The 17,241-nt window shown below is 45.2% G+C and carries 11 protein-coding genes and 1 pseudogene; 2 read left to right on the top strand and 10 right to left on the bottom strand.

Going from position 1 to position 17,241, the window contains the following annotated elements; all coding sequences use genetic code 11:
• Positions 1–153: 153 nt before the first annotated feature.
• The 8 genes from ACNKW2_RS10750 to ACNKW2_RS10785 all read right to left on the bottom strand — a co-directional run bounded on the left by ACNKW2_RS10750 (position 154) and on the right by ACNKW2_RS10785 (position 10,014).
• The gene (locus tag ACNKW2_RS10750; protein WP_419148558.1) at positions 154–1,092 is read right to left on the bottom strand and encodes a porin; all 939 of its coding nucleotides are present in this window, start codon (positions 1,090–1,092) and stop codon (positions 154–156) included.
• 637 nt (positions 1,093–1,729) lie between these two features.
• Positions 1,730–2,794, bottom strand: coding sequence for a class II fructose-bisphosphate aldolase (gene fba, locus ACNKW2_RS10755; RefSeq protein WP_419148559.1), 1,065 nt, complete (start codon positions 2,792–2,794; stop codon positions 1,730–1,732).
• Between the two features lie 191 nt (positions 2,795–2,985).
• Entirely contained in the window at positions 2,986–4,164 is a 1,179-nt protein-coding gene (locus tag ACNKW2_RS10760) for a phosphoglycerate kinase (protein ID WP_419148560.1), read from the bottom strand.
• 137 nt (positions 4,165–4,301) lie between these two features.
• A complete protein-coding gene (gene epd / locus ACNKW2_RS10765; RefSeq protein WP_419148561.1) occupies positions 4,302–5,315 on the bottom strand; it encodes an erythrose-4-phosphate dehydrogenase in 1,014 nt (337 codons plus the stop codon).
• 137 nt (positions 5,316–5,452) lie between these two features.
• Positions 5,453–6,073 (bottom strand): 3'-5' exonuclease, encoded by a 621-nt coding sequence (locus ACNKW2_RS10770; protein ID WP_419148588.1) that lies wholly within the window; start codon positions 6,071–6,073, stop codon positions 5,453–5,455.
• Positions 6,074–6,076: 3 nt separating this feature from the next.
• A complete protein-coding gene (locus tag ACNKW2_RS10775; RefSeq protein ID WP_419148562.1) occupies positions 6,077–7,915 on the bottom strand; it encodes a DUF294 nucleotidyltransferase-like domain-containing protein in 1,839 nt (612 codons plus the stop codon).
• A 99-nt stretch (positions 7,916–8,014) separates the two neighbouring features.
• Complete coding sequence (locus tag ACNKW2_RS10780) at positions 8,015–9,739, bottom strand: sodium:solute symporter family protein (protein ID WP_419148563.1); 1,725 nt, start codon at positions 9,737–9,739, stop codon at positions 8,015–8,017.
• Between the two features lie 11 nt (positions 9,740–9,750).
• Positions 9,751–10,014 carry a DUF4212 domain-containing protein gene (locus tag ACNKW2_RS10785; protein WP_336568824.1) on the bottom strand — a complete coding sequence of 88 codons (264 nt, stop codon included), beginning with the start codon at positions 10,012–10,014 and terminating at the stop codon, positions 9,751–9,753.
• A 411-nt stretch (positions 10,015–10,425) separates the two neighbouring features.
• Here ACNKW2_RS10785 and ACNKW2_RS10790 point away from each other — a divergent pair, with 411 nt between their 5' ends.
• Together ACNKW2_RS10790 and purU are read left to right on the top strand one after the other, a co-directional pair.
• Positions 10,426–13,851 (top strand): PAS domain-containing hybrid sensor histidine kinase/response regulator, encoded by a 3,426-nt coding sequence (locus tag ACNKW2_RS10790; protein WP_419148564.1) that lies wholly within the window; start codon positions 10,426–10,428, stop codon positions 13,849–13,851.
• Positions 13,852–13,947: 96 nt separating this feature from the next.
• Positions 13,948–14,790, top strand: a complete 843-nt coding sequence (gene purU, locus ACNKW2_RS10795; RefSeq protein ID WP_419148565.1) for a formyltetrahydrofolate deformylase — start codon at positions 13,948–13,950, stop codon at positions 14,788–14,790.
• Positions 14,791–15,281: 491 nt separating this feature from the next.
• Here the strand turns inward: purU and ACNKW2_RS10800 are convergent.
• Positions 15,282–15,440: pseudogene (locus ACNKW2_RS10800) on the bottom strand (hypothetical protein); the annotation flags it as partial.
• 293 nt (positions 15,441–15,733) lie between these two features.
• Positions 15,734–17,206, bottom strand: coding sequence for a ribosome biogenesis GTPase Der (gene der, locus ACNKW2_RS10805; protein ID WP_419148566.1), 1,473 nt, complete (start codon positions 17,204–17,206; stop codon positions 15,734–15,736).
• Positions 17,207–17,241: the final 35 nt, after the last annotated feature.

Here is a 17,241-nt window from a genome sequence, read left to right on the forward strand (position 1 = left end):
GCGTAAACATCAAAGTCACCAAAAAAAATCTCTTTTTTAGTGACAAAGGAACACTTGTATACAGTGTAATCATATGATTAATAATAAGATTTTTTACTGGAACAGCACTAATTTATTAATTTCGTGATGATACAAATAAAATTTCTTAAAACGCTAAAAATCATATCTTAAGGTCACCGCCATGGCATCAAAGTCCGGCTTATTGTCTAGTGAAAACTTGGAATACCATAGATACATTCGCGCTTGTTTGGTAAAGCTTTTCTCCACCCCCAGTGATGCCGCACTGCCGGAATCTTTGAGTTTGCCAGTGGCGCCATCCGCGCCTTGGTATTGTGCTAATAAAGTATAACTATTGATTTGATAAGAAGCGCTGACCATGTAGCTATCAACGTCTTCATTACTCGCTAACGCTTCACTTTGCTGATACATGGCGCCGAGCTTTAATTTGTCGAGCTTACCTTGCACCGTAACGCGGTTGATATCTTGCCCCGCCACCTCGCTGTCATGAGCTAGGGCGACATAAACATTGGTTTGCTTGAGTTTACTATCGCCATAACTGGCTGCCATCGACAGGCCTGACTCACCTTGTTGCTTGCTGTTTTCTTCAGCAATGTAGCTGACTGTAAACTTCAAATGGTTAAGCGCTGGCGTGGTGTATTGGATAGTATCACCGAGACGGTTTTCACCAACAAAGAAGGAATTAATATCACCAGAAAACTCATTCATTAAATCGCTCTTGCCCTGAGATTTCTTCATTGGTGTATCGTTACGACCAACTAAAACCTCACCATAATCGCCTCGCAAGCCGACGTACTGCGAGCGGGCTGTAATGTTGTCACTGCCATTATCGTCTGACACTTCAACGTTAAACTCAAAGCGATAGAAAACCTCTAAACCGGAATCCAAACTGGCATCGCCTTTTACCCCCAAACGGGAGTTGTAGCTTTCGATGTTTGTTTCTCTTTCTCCAGATTTATCAGTGCTTTGTACTCCTAAATGAGCACGACCATATAAAGTAACCGCGTCATTAGCAGTCACTAAAAATGGCATCATGGTAAAACCTAACAGCAAAGAGCAATTCGTAATTTTCATTTAAACTCACCATCGAATGAGAACACGCAGTTTAAGCTGAGGAAGGATTTTATTAGCGTTATTTATTACCAGCTCGTTTAATTTAAAGCTAGTCAATTTTGGTAAGAGATCAAGGCGCTGATCATGGATCAGTGTTTTATTAACTGTGGCGATGAACTGAGTAAGAGATCAGCTTTTTACTAAGCGATCATTATAAGGATCACGATTTTACCTACATGAAGGCCCAGAACCGCAAACAGAGCTGGTAAAATACTGATCTTTATGACGATACATATTGCTAACTGATTGATCTTTGCATTGGATCATCTTGGCAGTTGATATAACCCTGATCCCACTTGGTATAAACCTGATCTGAATCATGTCAGCCAGTAAAATAGCGATCCGTAATTAAAAGGTAGGTGTTGATATCAGTGACTTAGCTGAGAGCTGAACAGGCGATCATCGCCCCTAGCTTATTGTTTATGAAATGTAGTAATACACTGATGTGAAATGCTTTTTGGATTAAAAAGGCCTCCTAAATGGAGGCCTTTTACGAGGGATCATTTGCCTACTTAGTAAAGCAATGATCCCAGTATAAGTCACTTATTGGGATTTATGATCACACTTTATAAGCTAGCAATAGCAGCTATTAATGCTGTTACTTCACTTTAGGATCAAGTTCACCTGATAAGTACTTCAGATGCATATCGTCTAAAGAAATAGGTTTGATCTTAGCGGCATTACCTGCGGTACCAAATGCTTCGTAACGAGCAACACAGATCTCTGTCATTGCCTTAGTTGCTTCCGCCAAGAACTTACGCGGATCAAAGTTACTTGGGTTATGAGCTAAGTGACGACGAATAGCACCGGTCGACGCTAAACGCAGATCGGTATCAATGTTTACCTTGCGCACACCGTGTCTGATCCCTTCTACAATTTGCTCTACAGGCACACCATAAGTTTCTGGAATATCACCACCAAACTCATTGATCACTGCAAGCCAATCTTGTGGAACTGAAGAAGAACCGTGCATTACTAAATGCGTGTCCGGAATACGGGCATGAATTTCTTTAATACGATCAATCGCTAAGATGTCACCCGTTGGTGGGCGCGTGAACTTGTAAGCACCGTGCGAAGTGCCACAGGCAATGGCAAGGGCATCAACATTGGTTTTCTTAACGAAATCGGCTGCTTCTTCCGGATCAGTCAGGAGCTGATCTTGAGTTAACTTACCTTCAGCACCAATGCCATCCTCTTCACCGGCTTCACCCGTTTCCAATGAGCCCAAAACCCCCAGCTCACCTTCTACAGATACCCCACACGCGTGCGCCATCTCAACGGTGCGCTTGGTTACATCGACATTGTAGTCGTAGCTTGAAGGCGTTTTACCGTCTTCCAATAACGAGCCGTCCATCATCACTGATGAAAAGCCTAATTGAATTGAGCGCTGGCATACCGCAGGAGAGGTGCCGTGATCTTGGTGCATTACAACTGGAATATGAGGCCACTCTTCCACAGCGGCTAGAATCATGTGACGAATAAATGGGGCGCCAGCATATTTACGCGCACCGGCAGAACCTTGAACGATCACAGGGCTGTTAGTCTTGTCAGCTGCTTCCATAATCGCACGCATTTGCTCTTGGTTGTTCACGTTAAATGCTGGAACGCCATAACCATGCTCAGCGGCATGATCGAGTAGTTGACGCATACTGATTAAAGCCATATTGCTTTCTCCAATTGTTGATAGCCACTGCTATCGGTTTGAACGGGATAATATTTACTCACCAATTACTATTGGTGTTGGTTAGCACGAAACTAACCTGAAGCTACGCTTCATAAGCAGGCCACCTATTTGTGAGAGAGCGGCGACCGCTACAAACAAAAGAGGCAGCATGATTGCTACCCCTATACTGATTAACTTTTTGCGCGTTGCTCTAACATGGCAACCGCAGGTAAGGTTTTGCCTTCCAAGAATTCTAGGAATGCACCACCACCGGTTGAGATGTATGAAATATCTTTTTCAACACCGTATTTGTCTATTGCCGCGAGAGTATCACCGCCACCAGCGATTGAGAACGCCGAAGACTTAGCGATAGCATTAGCAATGGCTTCCGTACCGTTGCCGAATTGATCAAATTCAAATACGCCTACAGGACCGTTCCAAACCACGGTGCCCGCTTTAGCAATAATGTCTGCCAGTTTAGTTGCGGTGTCTGGGCCGATATCAAAAATCATGTCTTCATCGGTCACTTCGTTGACATCTTTAATAGTAGCCACCGCGGTTTCAGAAAACTCATTACCAACGACCACATCACTCGGCACAGGAATTTCACCATTATTGGCTTTAGCAGCATCACTGAGCTTATTCGCTTCTGTCATTAAGTCGGCTTCGTAAAGCGATTTGCCTACTGGGTGCCCTGCTGCGGCAATAAAGGTATTGGCAATACCGCCACCGGTAACCAGTTGGTCGACCACCTTAGACAGTGAATCAAGTACGGTTAGCTTAGTCGATACTTTTGACCCACCGACAATCGCCACCAACGGACGTGCAGGATTATCTAACGCTTTACCTAGTGCCTCTAGCTCAGCGGCAAGTAATGGTCCAGCACATGCAACCTCAGCGAACAAACCCACACCATGGGTAGACGCTTGCGCGCGGTGAGCGGTACCAAAGGCATCCATCACATACACGTCACATAACGCTGCAAGCTGTTTGGCCAGTGTTTCGTCGTCTTTTTTCTCGCCAACATTAAAGCGTACGTTTTCAAATACAACCACTTCATCTGGCGCAACGGTTACGCCATTTAAATAGTCTTTTTCCAGACGTACCGTTTGTGACAGTGCATCGTTTAGGTAATCCACCACCGGCTGCAGTGAATATTGGCCATCATATTCGCCCTCAGTTGGACGCCCAAGGTGAGACATCACCATCACTTTAGCGCCTTTTTCTAAGGCCAGCTTGATGGTTGGAAGGGCTGCACGAATGCGCGCATCTGACGCAACTTTGCCATCTTTAATTGGCACATTTAGGTCTTCGCGGATCAATACGCGCTTACCGTTTAAATCTAAATCCGCCATCTTAATGACTGACATTGGACATCTCCTTAAAGAACGATACATTTTTGTGAGCTTAGAACCAGCAACCTGCGTGCTATTTCGTTATTTCTTTTTCGTTTTGCACTTTTAGTTTGAATATTATACCAGCCTTACCAGCAAATGATGAGTAGCTTTTAAGATGCTCGCATCATGGCGCTGGCGGTATCGAGCATACGGTTGGCAAACCCCCACTCGTTGTCGCACCAAACTAATAATTTTACTAAGCGCTTATGACTAACCCGTGTTTGCGTGCCATCGATAATACAAGAGTGAGGATCATGATTAAAATCCACCGATACCAGCGGCTCTTCGGTGTAACTTAAAATCCCCGCTAAGCGACCCACCTCCGACTGCTGCAGCACTTGGTTCACTTGTGCAATGGTGACTTCTTTGTCTAGGGTCACACTCAAGTCCATCGCCGTTACATTAATTGTAGGTACGCGCACCGCGATTGCCTCAAAACGACCATGAAATTTTGGCAAGATGCGCTCAATGCCGCGTGCCAGCTTGGTATCCACCGGAATAATCGATTGGCTGGCAGCTCGAGTTCGGCGTAAATCGCTGTGATAAGCGTCTATCACTTGCTGGTCATGCATTGAGGCATGAATGGTGGTGATAGCACCAGATTCAATGCCAAAGTTATCATCCAGTACTTTGATCACAGGGACGATACAGTTAGTGGTACAAGAACCATTAGAGACAATAGTATGGTCAGACTGCAACACCTCATCATTAATACCGTAAATCACAGTGGCATCAACATCGGCGTCGGCGGGATGGGAAAATAAAACCTTCTTCGCACCCGCTTGAATATGAGCCAATGCATGCTGGCGGGAGTGATACACACCAGTACAATCTAACACCACATCGACTTCTAGCGCACGCCAAGGTAAATGACTTGGATCCGGCTCGCTAAACAATTGGATCTTATCGCCATTGACATCTAAAAAAGATTCGGTCAGCGAAACGGGATAGGCAAAACGCCCATGGGAGGTGTCGTATTTAAGTAAATGGGCAATGCCATCTGGGTCTGCCAGCTCATTGATAGCAACGATTTTAATATCGTGTTGACGGCCAGATTCATACAGCGCTCTGACGATATTGCGCCCGATCCGACCAAAGCCATTGATTGCAAGCTTGATTGTCATTGAGTTGAAAATCCATTAAGTCGCAAGTACGAAAGTTCCCCTCCGCTTTGATGGCGCTATTGTAATCGACCTGAATAAAATGTGTAAGGGGCTAGCGTAAATTTTTAGCAGCGCTTTCAGTTAGCTATTGCACTATGCTAGGTAAGCTCAGCAACCTTACATTTGCCGTTAATGGAAATCGCCTGCACTTGCGCCAGCAATAACTCGGCGGTCGCTAGGGCATCACTTAAGGCATTATGCTGTGAGCGCTGTGCCGGCAAGCCATACCGAGCTCGACAGGCACTCAAGGTTAAGGCATCTTGCGCAAGCGGGTAACCCTGTTGCAATATCCGCCGCTTTTCAAGCGCTAAGGTATCCACCAACAACTTTGGCCTAATCGTCACGTGATGCTTGCGCATGGCCGCTTTAAGAAATCCCCAATCCATGGGTAAATTATGACAAACCAATACTTTACCCGTTAACGCTCGATGTAATTCAGCTAAGATAGTGGCCATGGTTTCACCCTGAGCTACTGTATCAGCGTCAATACCATGGTACACCGGACTTTGTGCTAATGCCGTGACTTCTTTATTGATGTGATACTGGGCTTTGGAAACGGCAATACGCCCGGCTTTTATTGGTAGCCAGCCTACTGAAACAATTTCGTGTTGTCGCGGGTCTAACCCGGTCAGCTCCAAATCGAGTACCAACAGTTCAGCTTGCTCAACTAGCAACTGTTTCGTTTGCCACTGGCTGTAGTAGTTGGTTAGCCATTTCATCAATTACAAACTACCTCGTGCAAATTTAAAGGCACTGGCTTGCTGTGCTTGTTTTACCAAATAAAATGCCTCTTTGAGTTGATGGCGCTCCAGCGACGAAAGGTTCTCTGGGTTAATGCAGTTGCCGGGCAAACCCTCGCGATTAATTTGGGTTTTAAGTCTGAGCTGGGTTAAAAATCGCCAGCAGTCTTTTAAGTTTTCTACATCCTCTTTGGCCAGAAGCTGATGCTTAGCTAAGGCTTCTAAACGCTCCAAAGTGTTGGCTCGAGCCACCCCTGCCTTTAACGAATAAAGTCGCACTACATCATTAATGATGGCCACCCCACGCTTTTTAAGGTCGAGATACTTATGCTTACTTTTATCGGTTTCTAACTTAAACTGCTGAAAAATACCAATGGGTACTGAATTGGTATTGATGTCGGTAGCCATGGCAGCATAAAACAGTTCATTCTTACTGATATTAGCCAGACCTTGACTGAGTGCACTGTATAAATCGCCGGCACCATCAATAAAGCGCATATCAAAATAAATTTTACAGTTCAGCATGGCTTTGGGAGTTGGTGAGAGGATCCACTTAGAGAAGCGTGCCACCCATTCATTCACCGTACCCCGACATGCCGGGTTGCTGGCCATAATATTGCCCGGGCAAGATTGAATACCACACTCATTGAGTTGCTCACACACAAAACGGCCCAGTCCGGCAAAGTAATCTCGCTCGCTGTTACTGATGTTATCGGGCAGTAATAAACCATTGTCTTGATCTGAATGTAAGGTTTGCTCTTCCCGTGCTTGCGAGCCAAAGCAAATCCAAGCAAAACGGCAAGGTGCGTTACCATGCTCTTCCTGGTACAAGTAAATTAGCCTGGCGGTGAGTGCGTCGGTTAAGCCACTGAGCAGTTTGCCAATTAAAGAAATGTCTTCAATATGATGAGAAAACTGCCGCAGCAGATCGGGGATTTCCTGAGCACACTGTTTAACTCCATATAAATTCTGAGCTTTATAAATGCGCCCAATTAACTGCACCGGATCGCTTTTTTGCTGGCGCAGCAAATCGGTGCTAGTTAACATTCCCAAGGGCTTATAGTCTTCGTTTAGCACCGGTAAATGGTGAATATTATGCTTTAGCATCAAGTGCAAAGCTGAGAACACCCGGTTATTTTCAAAAATGTGCTTTGGCTGTGCTGTCATAATCTCAGCTAAAGGTGCGCTGGGGTCCTTATCTTCGGCAAGTACCCGATTACGTAAATCGCGGTCTGTGACTACCCCCACCAGCTGGGCATCTTCGGTAACCATAATCGACGACACTCGGTGCTCACTCATTAGCTTGGCCGCCTCTCGGATCGAGGCAGTTGGTGCTATGGTCACCGCTTCTTTGGTCATCAGTTCAGAAATTTTACGCTCCGACCAGGTTTCACTTTGCTGTTTGTAACGTGACGCTAATAAACGGTTGGCGTGGGCTCGAACAAAATATTGCTCAAACATTTTGTATTCTCGGCGCAAATAATCAAAGCCAGATTCAGGCAACACGTAAACCAGACTGTCTTTTTGCACCTCGATGCGATTTTGAATGCTATCCCCCGTGAGCAAAGACGGATAACCAAAATAGTCTCCTTCACTCATGCGACCAATGACTTCATCTTTGGCTGAAATCAAGTCAATCACACCAGAGCGAATGAGGTAGAGGTTAGGCTTACCATCTTGCAGCCAGTCCTGTTGATTGCCATTGGTCACATAAACAATGTCTATATGACGGGCAAAATAACTCGCCGCAGCCTCAGGAAGATCGCTAAATGGCGCTTGCTGCTCAACAAATTGCAACACATCTTGGATTTCGGGGGTCATAGTTATCCTTACAAATACAGGCTTGTTATGGCTTGGATAAAAACAAAACTGCCCAGTAACCAAGTGACGGGTTACTGGGCATGTTCACTCAACAGTTCCTTAGTGAGCTTGGGCGGCGCTAGAGCCTTTTGGATTGCGGATCCCTTCTACCATCAGTTTGATTTCATCTGGTGTTTCTGCGGTTAGCTTCATTACAATGGCAGCCACCACAAAGTTAATCACCATACCAATAATACCGATGCCTTCTGGTGAGATACCAAACAACCAGTTAGCCGGCGCATTCAGTTCAGGGCTAACAAACTTGAAGTAAATGATATAAGCCGCAGTAAAGCCAATACCCGTTATCATGCCTGCGATGGCCCCTTCTTTATTCATGCGTTTTGAGAAAATACCCATGATAATTGCTGGGAAGAAGCTCGCTGCAGCTAAGCCGAAGGCGAACGCCACCACCGATGCCACAAATCCAGGCGGGTTGATACCAAAGTAAGCAGAGATAGCAATTGCCGTCATTGCTGCTAAACGGGCTGCAAGGAGCTCTTGCTTATCGTTAATATCTGGCTTTAAGGTGCGTTTTAGTAAGTCATGAGACACCGACGTTGAAATAACCAGTAGCAGACCTGCCGTGGTTGACAGTGCCGCGGCAATACCACCGGCTGCAACCAGTGCAATCACCCATGCTGGTAAATCCGCAATTTCTGGGTTTGCCAATACCATTATGTCACGGTCTACTTTCACTTCGTTGGCACTTGCAGGATCATTGATGCTACCTGCTGAGTACTGCATTTTGCCGTCACCGTTTTTATCATTAAATTCGATAAGGCCGGTTCTTTCCCAGTTTTTCACCCATTGTGGTGCATCTGCATAAGCTGTACCACTGCCGTCTTTACCATTAATGGTGTCAATCATGTTGACTCGAGCAAATGACGCCACAGCAGGAGCCGTTGTGTAAACAATGGCGATGAAGACCAATGTCCATGCCGCTGAGATACGCGTATCTTTTACTCGTGGTACGGTGAAAAAGCGTACGATAACGTGTGGTAAGCCGGCAGTCCCCACCATTAGCGCTGCGGTAATAGCAAACACATCTACCATACTCTTAGAGCCTTCAGTATATTGGGCAAAGCCAAGTTCGGTGGTGAGACCATCGAGCTTATCGAGCATGTAATTACCAGAACCATCAGCTAAGGTAGCCCCAAAACCGGTTTGTGGTAGTAAGTGACCTGTCATCATCAAGGAAATAAAGATAGCCGGAACCAAGTATGCAAAAACCAATACGCAATACTGCGCAACTTGGGTGTAGGTGATGCCTTTCATCCCGCCCAGTACCGCGTAGAAGAATACGATAACCATGCCGATGTACACACCGGTTTCAATGTCGACTTCTAAGAAGCGAGAGAACACGACCCCAACACCACGCATTTGACCTGCGATGTAGGTGAAGCAGATAAAGATGGCACACAAGATCGCCACTACGCGAGCAACCTGTGAATAGTAGCGGTCACCAATAAAGTCTGGCACCGTGAATTTACCAAACTTACGTAGGTAAGGCGCAAGGCACAGGGCAAGTAGTACATAACCACCGGTCCAACCCATCAGGTATACACCACCATCGTAACCGGCGAAGGAAATGATCCCCGCCATTGAAATAAACGACGCTGCACTCATCCAGTCAGCGGCCGTTGCCATGCCATTTGCAACCGGTGGTACACCGCCGCCTGCAACATAGAATTCGTTGGTAGAACCGGCTCTTGCCCAAATCGCAATGCCGATATACATCGCAAAGCTAAGACCGACGATAATAAAAGTTAAAATTTGAACATCCATCGTTTAGCTCCTTACTCGTCTACGCCGTATTTTTTATCTAGCGCATTCATTTTTGAAACGTAGACAAAAATTAACGCGACAAAGGTATAAATTGCGCCTTGTTGCGAGAACCAAAATCCGAGTTTAAAACCAAAAAAACGGATCTCGTTAAGTACATCGACTAACAGGATGCCAAATCCAAATGATACGACAAACCAAACAGTCAGTAGCTTAAACATCAAGGCGAGATTTTCTGACCAATATGCTTTTGCTTGTTCTTCACTTCTAAAAGCCATTTTAAATCTCCTATCACACGTTCAAGGTGAACGGGTTGTGTTAATTGACCCTATTGAGATTAGCAATGGCTTAACAAGATGAAATTGAGACCTTAGTCGTAACGGCCAGTTAACGTTTACGTAAACTGCTAAAACCACATTAATTAAAACCCACAATAATCATACAAAACATATAGTTACATAATTTCCACGGTTTCATTGCTGGTAGATAAAGAAAAATGGCAGTCATGTAGACATTAGTCTTACTTACTGTAAACACAACCGCTAATAAGACGCCTAACCATAAATAACAAATTGAAATTATTATATTTTAAATTTCAAGCTAAAAATCTTAGTGACAATTTCACTGTGCACATCGTTTGTTTGCTAAGGTATGATGAGTTTAATAATAACAATTACAGCTTGTTTACTATGACCATCATTCTGTTACTTGTGGCCGCGGCATACATCGGGGTGTTATTTTGGCTTGCCAACTGGGGGGATAAAACCACCCCAAGAGCGCTTAAAATTAGTCACCACCCATTTGTCTATGCGTTTTCTTTGGGGATTTACTGTACCTCTTGGACCTATTATGGCTCAGTAGGCACCGCCGCAACCAGTAGCTGGCATTACCTGCCTATTTTGCTCGGCCCTGCGCTGCTGTTTATATTTGGTCATGGCTTTTTGCGCAAGCTTATTTTGGTCAGTAAAAAACAAAATATCACCACCATTGCCGACTTTATTTCGGCTCGCTACGGCAAACGACAAACCACAGCGGTAATGGTGACTATGATTGCGCTATTAGCAACCATTCCCTATATCGCATTGCAGCTAAAAGCGCTTAGCAGCAGCTTTTTATTGCTGCAACAAGGAGAGCAAGTGTCGGGGGCAGCGATAGCCTTAGTGGGAACCTTGTTAATGGCCTTATTCGCGATTTTCTTTGGTACTCGCAAGGTCGATGTCACCGAGTATCGCTCCGGCCTGATGCTGGCGGTGGCATTTGAATCTTTAGTTAAGTTATTGGCCCTGGCCATTGTGGCGTTTTTAGCCTGGCAATCTTTAAGTTATATGCCAGACTCCATGGCCGAGCTAAGTAGTCACTGGCAGTCGTTTAACTTTTTTAATTTTAACTTTATTGGCCAAACATTGATGGCCGCCGCCGCCATCGTTTGTTTACCACGGCAGTTCCATGTGGTGGTGGTCGACAACCATAACACCGCGCATTTAAAAACGGCTCGCTGGGCCTTTACACTTTACTTGCTGCTGATCGCCGCCATGATAGTCCCTATCGCCAGCGCAGCTATTCACCCTGGTATTGGCCACGGTGCGGCACCAGATAGTTTTGTTTTAGCCCTGCCTATCATGATGGACCACCCCATTTTAGCCACCATTGTATTTATAGGTGGGTTGTCTGCCGCCACCGCCATGATAGTAGTGGCAACCTTAACACTCAGTACCATGCTCTCGAATGACGTTATTTTGCCATTGTTATTCAAGCGCAAATTTAAGAGAAACATTCTCGATAGCAGCTTTAAAAACCAAATATTACTGGTTAGGCGTTTTGTTATTGCCGCCATTTTATTACTGGCTTACATGTATCAACAGTGGTTTGGTCACGGTGAGGCACTAGCAAACATGGGCTTAGTGGCTTTTTCTTTGGTCACCCAACTGCTGCCTGCTATTGTCGGAGGGCTATATTGGCGTAAAGGTCATGCTTATGGTGTTTACGCCGGACTGGTGGCAGGTTTTATCTGTTGGATGCTGTTTTTAATGTTTCCGATCTTAGAAGCGGGCAACTTACTAGACTTCGAATTACGACAAACCATTATAACGCGTGGCACCCTGCTGGCATTACTGGCCAATGTCAGCTGTTATATTACTTTTTCACTCGGTGCCCAAGAGCGCTTAGTGGACAAAATTCAAGCCGCCGCTTTTGTTAACCCCAAAGATCAAGCCGCGCTCACCAAGCGGCTTAACAAGCAAGTTAAAGCCACCGTGTATGACTTTAAAATCCTGCTACAAACCTTTTTAGGGGTTCAGCGCAGTCAGCAGTTGCTGGGCCATTACACCCAAAATAATGAGCTCGATGAAAACGATGCTCTGCCCTCACCTGAGTTTATTTCCTTTTGTGAACGTGCTCTAACTGGGGTATTAGGGGCTTCGTCAGCCCAAGCGCTGATCCGCAGTGTCTCTTCGGGTAAACAAATGGCCTTTGAAGAAGTGGTTAACTTTTTTGATGAAACCACCCAAGCGCTACAATTTAACCAAAATCTACTGTTCACTTCATTGGAAAACCTCAGCCATGGTATTTCGGTGGTGGATAAAGACCTAAAGCTGGTTGCCTGGAATAAGCGCTACAATGAAATGTTTGCCTACCCAGATGGCTTTTTAGAAGTGGGGCAGCCCATTCAGGAGATTATCCGCTTTAACGCTGAGCGAGGCGAATGTGGCCCAGGTGAAATTGAAAAACACGTGGAAAAGCGCGTACAGCATTTAAAAAATGGCACACCACATCACTTTATTCGTCATCGCCGCAATGGCCAGGTTTTTGAAATGACGGGAAACCCATTGCCAGAAGGCGGCTTTGTAACCAGCTTTGCTGATATCACCAGCCACATTGAAACGCAAAACGCACTGGAAGAAATCAACATGGATCTGGAAAACCGCATTGAGGCCAGAACCCAAGAGATCAGAGCCATTAACTTAGACCTCAAAGCCGAAATTGCCAGCCGCCAAGAAACCGAACAAGCCTTAATGGCAGCTAAAAAAGAAGCCGAACAAGCCAATGAAAGTAAAACACGCTTTTTGGCCTTAGCCAGCCATGACATTTTACAGCCGTTAAATGCAGCCAGACTGTACCTCGGTGCTATTGATAGTCAAAGTTTACAACAACGCGACCAAGGTAACTTTGATAAGCTCGGCGACAGCTTAGACTCGACCGTGCACCTAATGAGCGCATTACTCGATATCGCTAAGCTCGAACAAGGAGCCATGAAACCCTCGCCCAGACACTTTAATATTGACGATATTTTGCAGCCTCTGGTGAATGAATACACCATTATCTCCAAAGACAAAGGCTTACAACTTAGAGTACGTAGTAGTAATAGCGTAGTGCACAGCGATACCACCTATCTGCGCCGTATTATTCAAAACCTTGTTTCGAATGCCGTTAAATATACCGAGTCTGGTAAAGTGCTGATCGCCTGTCGAAAACGCAAACACAGCTTGAGATTGGAAGTGTGGGATACCGGCCCTGGGATCTCAACTCATGAGCAAAACAAAATATTTAATGACTTTTACCGTATTCAGGCCGGTGATAATAAAGGCATCGGTCTTGGGCTAGGCGTGGTGAAACGACTATGCGATCTGCTTTCTATCCACATTGAAGTCAGCTCAGCAGTGGGCAAAGGCAGTCGCTTTAGTATTGATATTCCATTTGGCAACCCCGCGCTCCTGCAGCAAAAAGACAATGTCAGCCAAAAACCACAAAATAAAACCGAGCTTAACGTGATGGCCGTTGATGACGACCCGAAAAACCTCGAAGCCATGGCCAGTTTGCTCGCCAAATGGCATTGTCATCATACTCTTATCACTCAAGTTGAAGACGCTATTGAATACGCCAGCTCTCACACCGCGCCAGATGTCATTTTGATGGATTACCAACTCAACCATGATATGGATGGCATTTCACTGATCTTAAAGCTAAGAGAGATTTGGCAACAGGATACGCCAGCCATCTTGATCACCGCAGTAAGAGATGAAGAGGTGAAGCTAAGTGCCAAGCAAGCGCAAATCCACTACCTATCGAAACCGGTAAAACCGGCTAAATTAAAAGCACTGTTGAACCATGGACGATAAGATTAAAAACAAACATAACAAAAACCAATATAAGCATTTATATTTTAAATAAATAAAAGTATTCTTAGCGCTTGGTATTGCGATAGGAATGAGGAAATGAGCTATATACTGACCACTGAGTGTGCCGATGACATTGGCCTAATAGCCAAGATCACCAATATATGTCATCAGCACAATCTCAATATTACCCGTAACAATGAGTTTGTAGATAAAGAGGCCAAACGCTTTTTTATGCGCACAGAACTAACTGGCGCGCCTGATAAGGCGTTTCTTGATAACTTAAGTCAGGCATTGCCTGGCGGTGCAAAAGTCGCGCTGCATGGCCAGCAGCGTACAAAGGTGGTGTTATTAGCCACTAAAGAGGCTCACTGCTTGGGTGGCGCCTTACTAAAACAGTATGAACACGCTTTTAACATCGAAATCCAAGCAGTGGTTGCCAATTACGATACCTTAAAGCCCTTAGTTGATGGCTTTGGTATCCCATTTCACTTGGTCTCTCATCAGGGGCTAAATCGCGAAGAGCATGACCATGCATTGGCAGAGGTTATCGCCAGCTATAAACCGGATATTATCGGCCTTGCCAAATATATGCGCATTTTAAGCCCAGAGTTTGTGTCTCGCTTTGCCGGCAAGATCATTAATATTCACCACTCTTTCTTACCTGCATTTATTGGCGCAAAACCCTACCACCAAGCCTTTGAGCGCGGCGTGAAGATCATTGGTGCCACGGCACACTTTGTTAATGATGAGCTCGATGAGGGCCCTATCATTGCCCAAAATGTCACTCAGATCACCCATGCTCATGACGCCGAAGAAATGGCAAAGATAGGAAAAGATATCGAGAAAACAGTATTTTGTAATGCCCTACAACTCGCCTGTGAGCACAAGGTATTTATAAACGGCAATAAGACCGTGGTTTTTTATAGCATAGCAACTTAATGAACACTAGGCATGGACGCCGAAACGAAAGCCCTTACAAAAGAGAATAGTAAAGATTGTAGGAACAATTTCCTTCTGGTTTTATAATCATCGGATGAACCTGCCCAAATAAACACTTATTATCGTACAAGCCATTATGGCATTTATTGGTGTGACTGCGTACTTATATCCGAGCTCTTAATGAGACACTACCTCGGCATCTTTGATGTGTTCGACCCATGAGCCTTATCTCCTAACCGGTTTTTTTGTATTTACAGGCTCTCAAGGGGGCTCACCGCTTAATGCTCTATTTTGGCTTGTTCAATTTTGTTTGCATCTAAATTCATTACCTTTATTTTTACAGCGCTTGCTCTGTAGCACCCTAATATTATGCCACTAATCATCTTTGGCTCGTAAGTTGAGCTTTTTTAGAACAAGGTGTAAGGGCTCTCACCACTTTATTGGCCAGTGCGATGGCGATACACTTCAAGACTTTTCTAGCCAGTAGTTTTTTATTCACCGCTCTTCTCTGTGGTTGCTTCTTTATGTGTGAACTTAGAGATAATGGCTCTAGTACCGAAAAATAAATTACGCCTTAATGCACCACAGCGTCTTCTTGGTATATGACTTATTTTTGCTTTGCCACCCGATGAGTGCCTTGTTGGTGTGACGCCTGCGCAGCTCTTCTAGCATGGCTAAACTGCTCTGTATTGCCTAATACATCGTTGTTATCTATTTTTTACCAAAAAAGATAACAATTAAAATAGCCTGTGTAGTGAATGACATCTTTAATTTGGTATAAGTGTTTAGCAATATCTTTATACCTGACTCATCCGTTAAAGGAGAGTAGTCCATACATCTGTTACGGGGTAGGTGATGGTGTTTAGCTCACACCTAGGGTTTCATCGCAGCAATTTTATATCGCGATGTGCCTATCGAGACACATCGCGATTAAACGCAGGTATTACTGCGACTTATTGCGGTTTTCTTTGGCAAAGGCGCGCAGTTTGCGCTTTTGCGATAGGGTCATTTTATTTGAACGGCCTGCGTATGGGTTGTCGCCTTCACGGAACTCGATTTTAATCGGGGTACCCATAATATTTAACGCTTTGCGGTAGTAGTTCATCAAATAACGCTTATAGCTATCTGGTAGCTCATGCACCATATTACCGTGGATCACAATACGTGGAGGGTTATAACCACCGGCGTGAGCGTATTTCAGCTTCACTCGGCGACCACGCACCAATGGCGGCTGGTGATCGGCTTGTGCCATGTCCATAATACGGCGCAGCATGGCAGTACTAATGCGCTTAGTCGCCGACTCGTAGGCCTCATCCACAGACTCAAATAAGTGTCCCACCCCAGTGCCATGTAGAGCACTGATAAAGTGTAAGCGCGCAAAGTCGACAAAACCCAGACGACGGTCAAGCTCGGTTTTAATCCGATCTTTAACGTAGTCATCCAAGCCGTCCCACTTATTCACCGCAATCACCAAAGAGCGGCCAGAGTTTAGGGCAAAACCTAATAAACTCAAATCTTGATCTGAAATACCTTCGCGGGCATCCACCACCAATAACACCACATTGGCATCTTCAATGGCTTTAAGGGTTTTAATGACTGAGAACTTCTCAACCACATCGCTGACCTTCTTACGCTTACGCACCCCAGCCGTATCAATCAAGATATACTCTTTATCGTTACGGGTCATTGGGATATAAATAGAATCTCGCGTAGTGCCTGGCATATCGTAAACAATCACTCGCTCCTCACCAAGAATACGGTTAGTGAGGGTCGATTTACCAACATTTGGACGGCCGATGATGGCCAGCTTTACCGGTTTATCGGTGAAGTCAGGTTTCTCTTCATCCTCTTCATCGTGCTCTAAATAAAGCTCGGCGACGTCTTCGTCATCTTGATTTAACTCGTCTTCTTCGGCGCTTAACTCAGCAATAACAGGCTGCAAAGTTAAATCCAGCAATTGCGTGACACCACGGCCATGCGCCGCAGCAATTTGCTGTACGTCGCCCAGAGCAAGCTGATAAAACTCGGCGCAGTTAGAGTCGGCATCAATACCATCGGTTTTGTTTGCCACTACAAAGCATTTCTTTTGCTGTTTACGAAGGTGCTGCGCTATGGCTTGATCTGCAACCGTCATACCCACTCGTGCATCCACCAAGAACAAAACAATGTCTGCTTCTTCGATTGCCAGCAAAGATTGCTCTGCCATTTCGGTTTCAATGCCCTCTTCAGAGCCATCAATACCACCGGTATCAACCACGATAAACTCGTAGCCATCATAACTTGCCTGACCGTATTTACGGTCACGCGTCAAACCTGGAAAATCGGCAACGAGTGCATCACGAGTGCGGGTTAAACGATTAAACAGTGTGGACTTACCCACATTAGGTCGCCCAACAAGAGCGATCACAGGAAGCATAGACTACCTCTTTTAAAAACAACAAAAGGCTTCAC

Source organism: Pseudoalteromonas 'SMAR' (assembly GCF_048515945.1).
Taxonomy (GTDB): Bacteria; Pseudomonadota; Gammaproteobacteria; order Enterobacterales; family Alteromonadaceae; genus Pseudoalteromonas.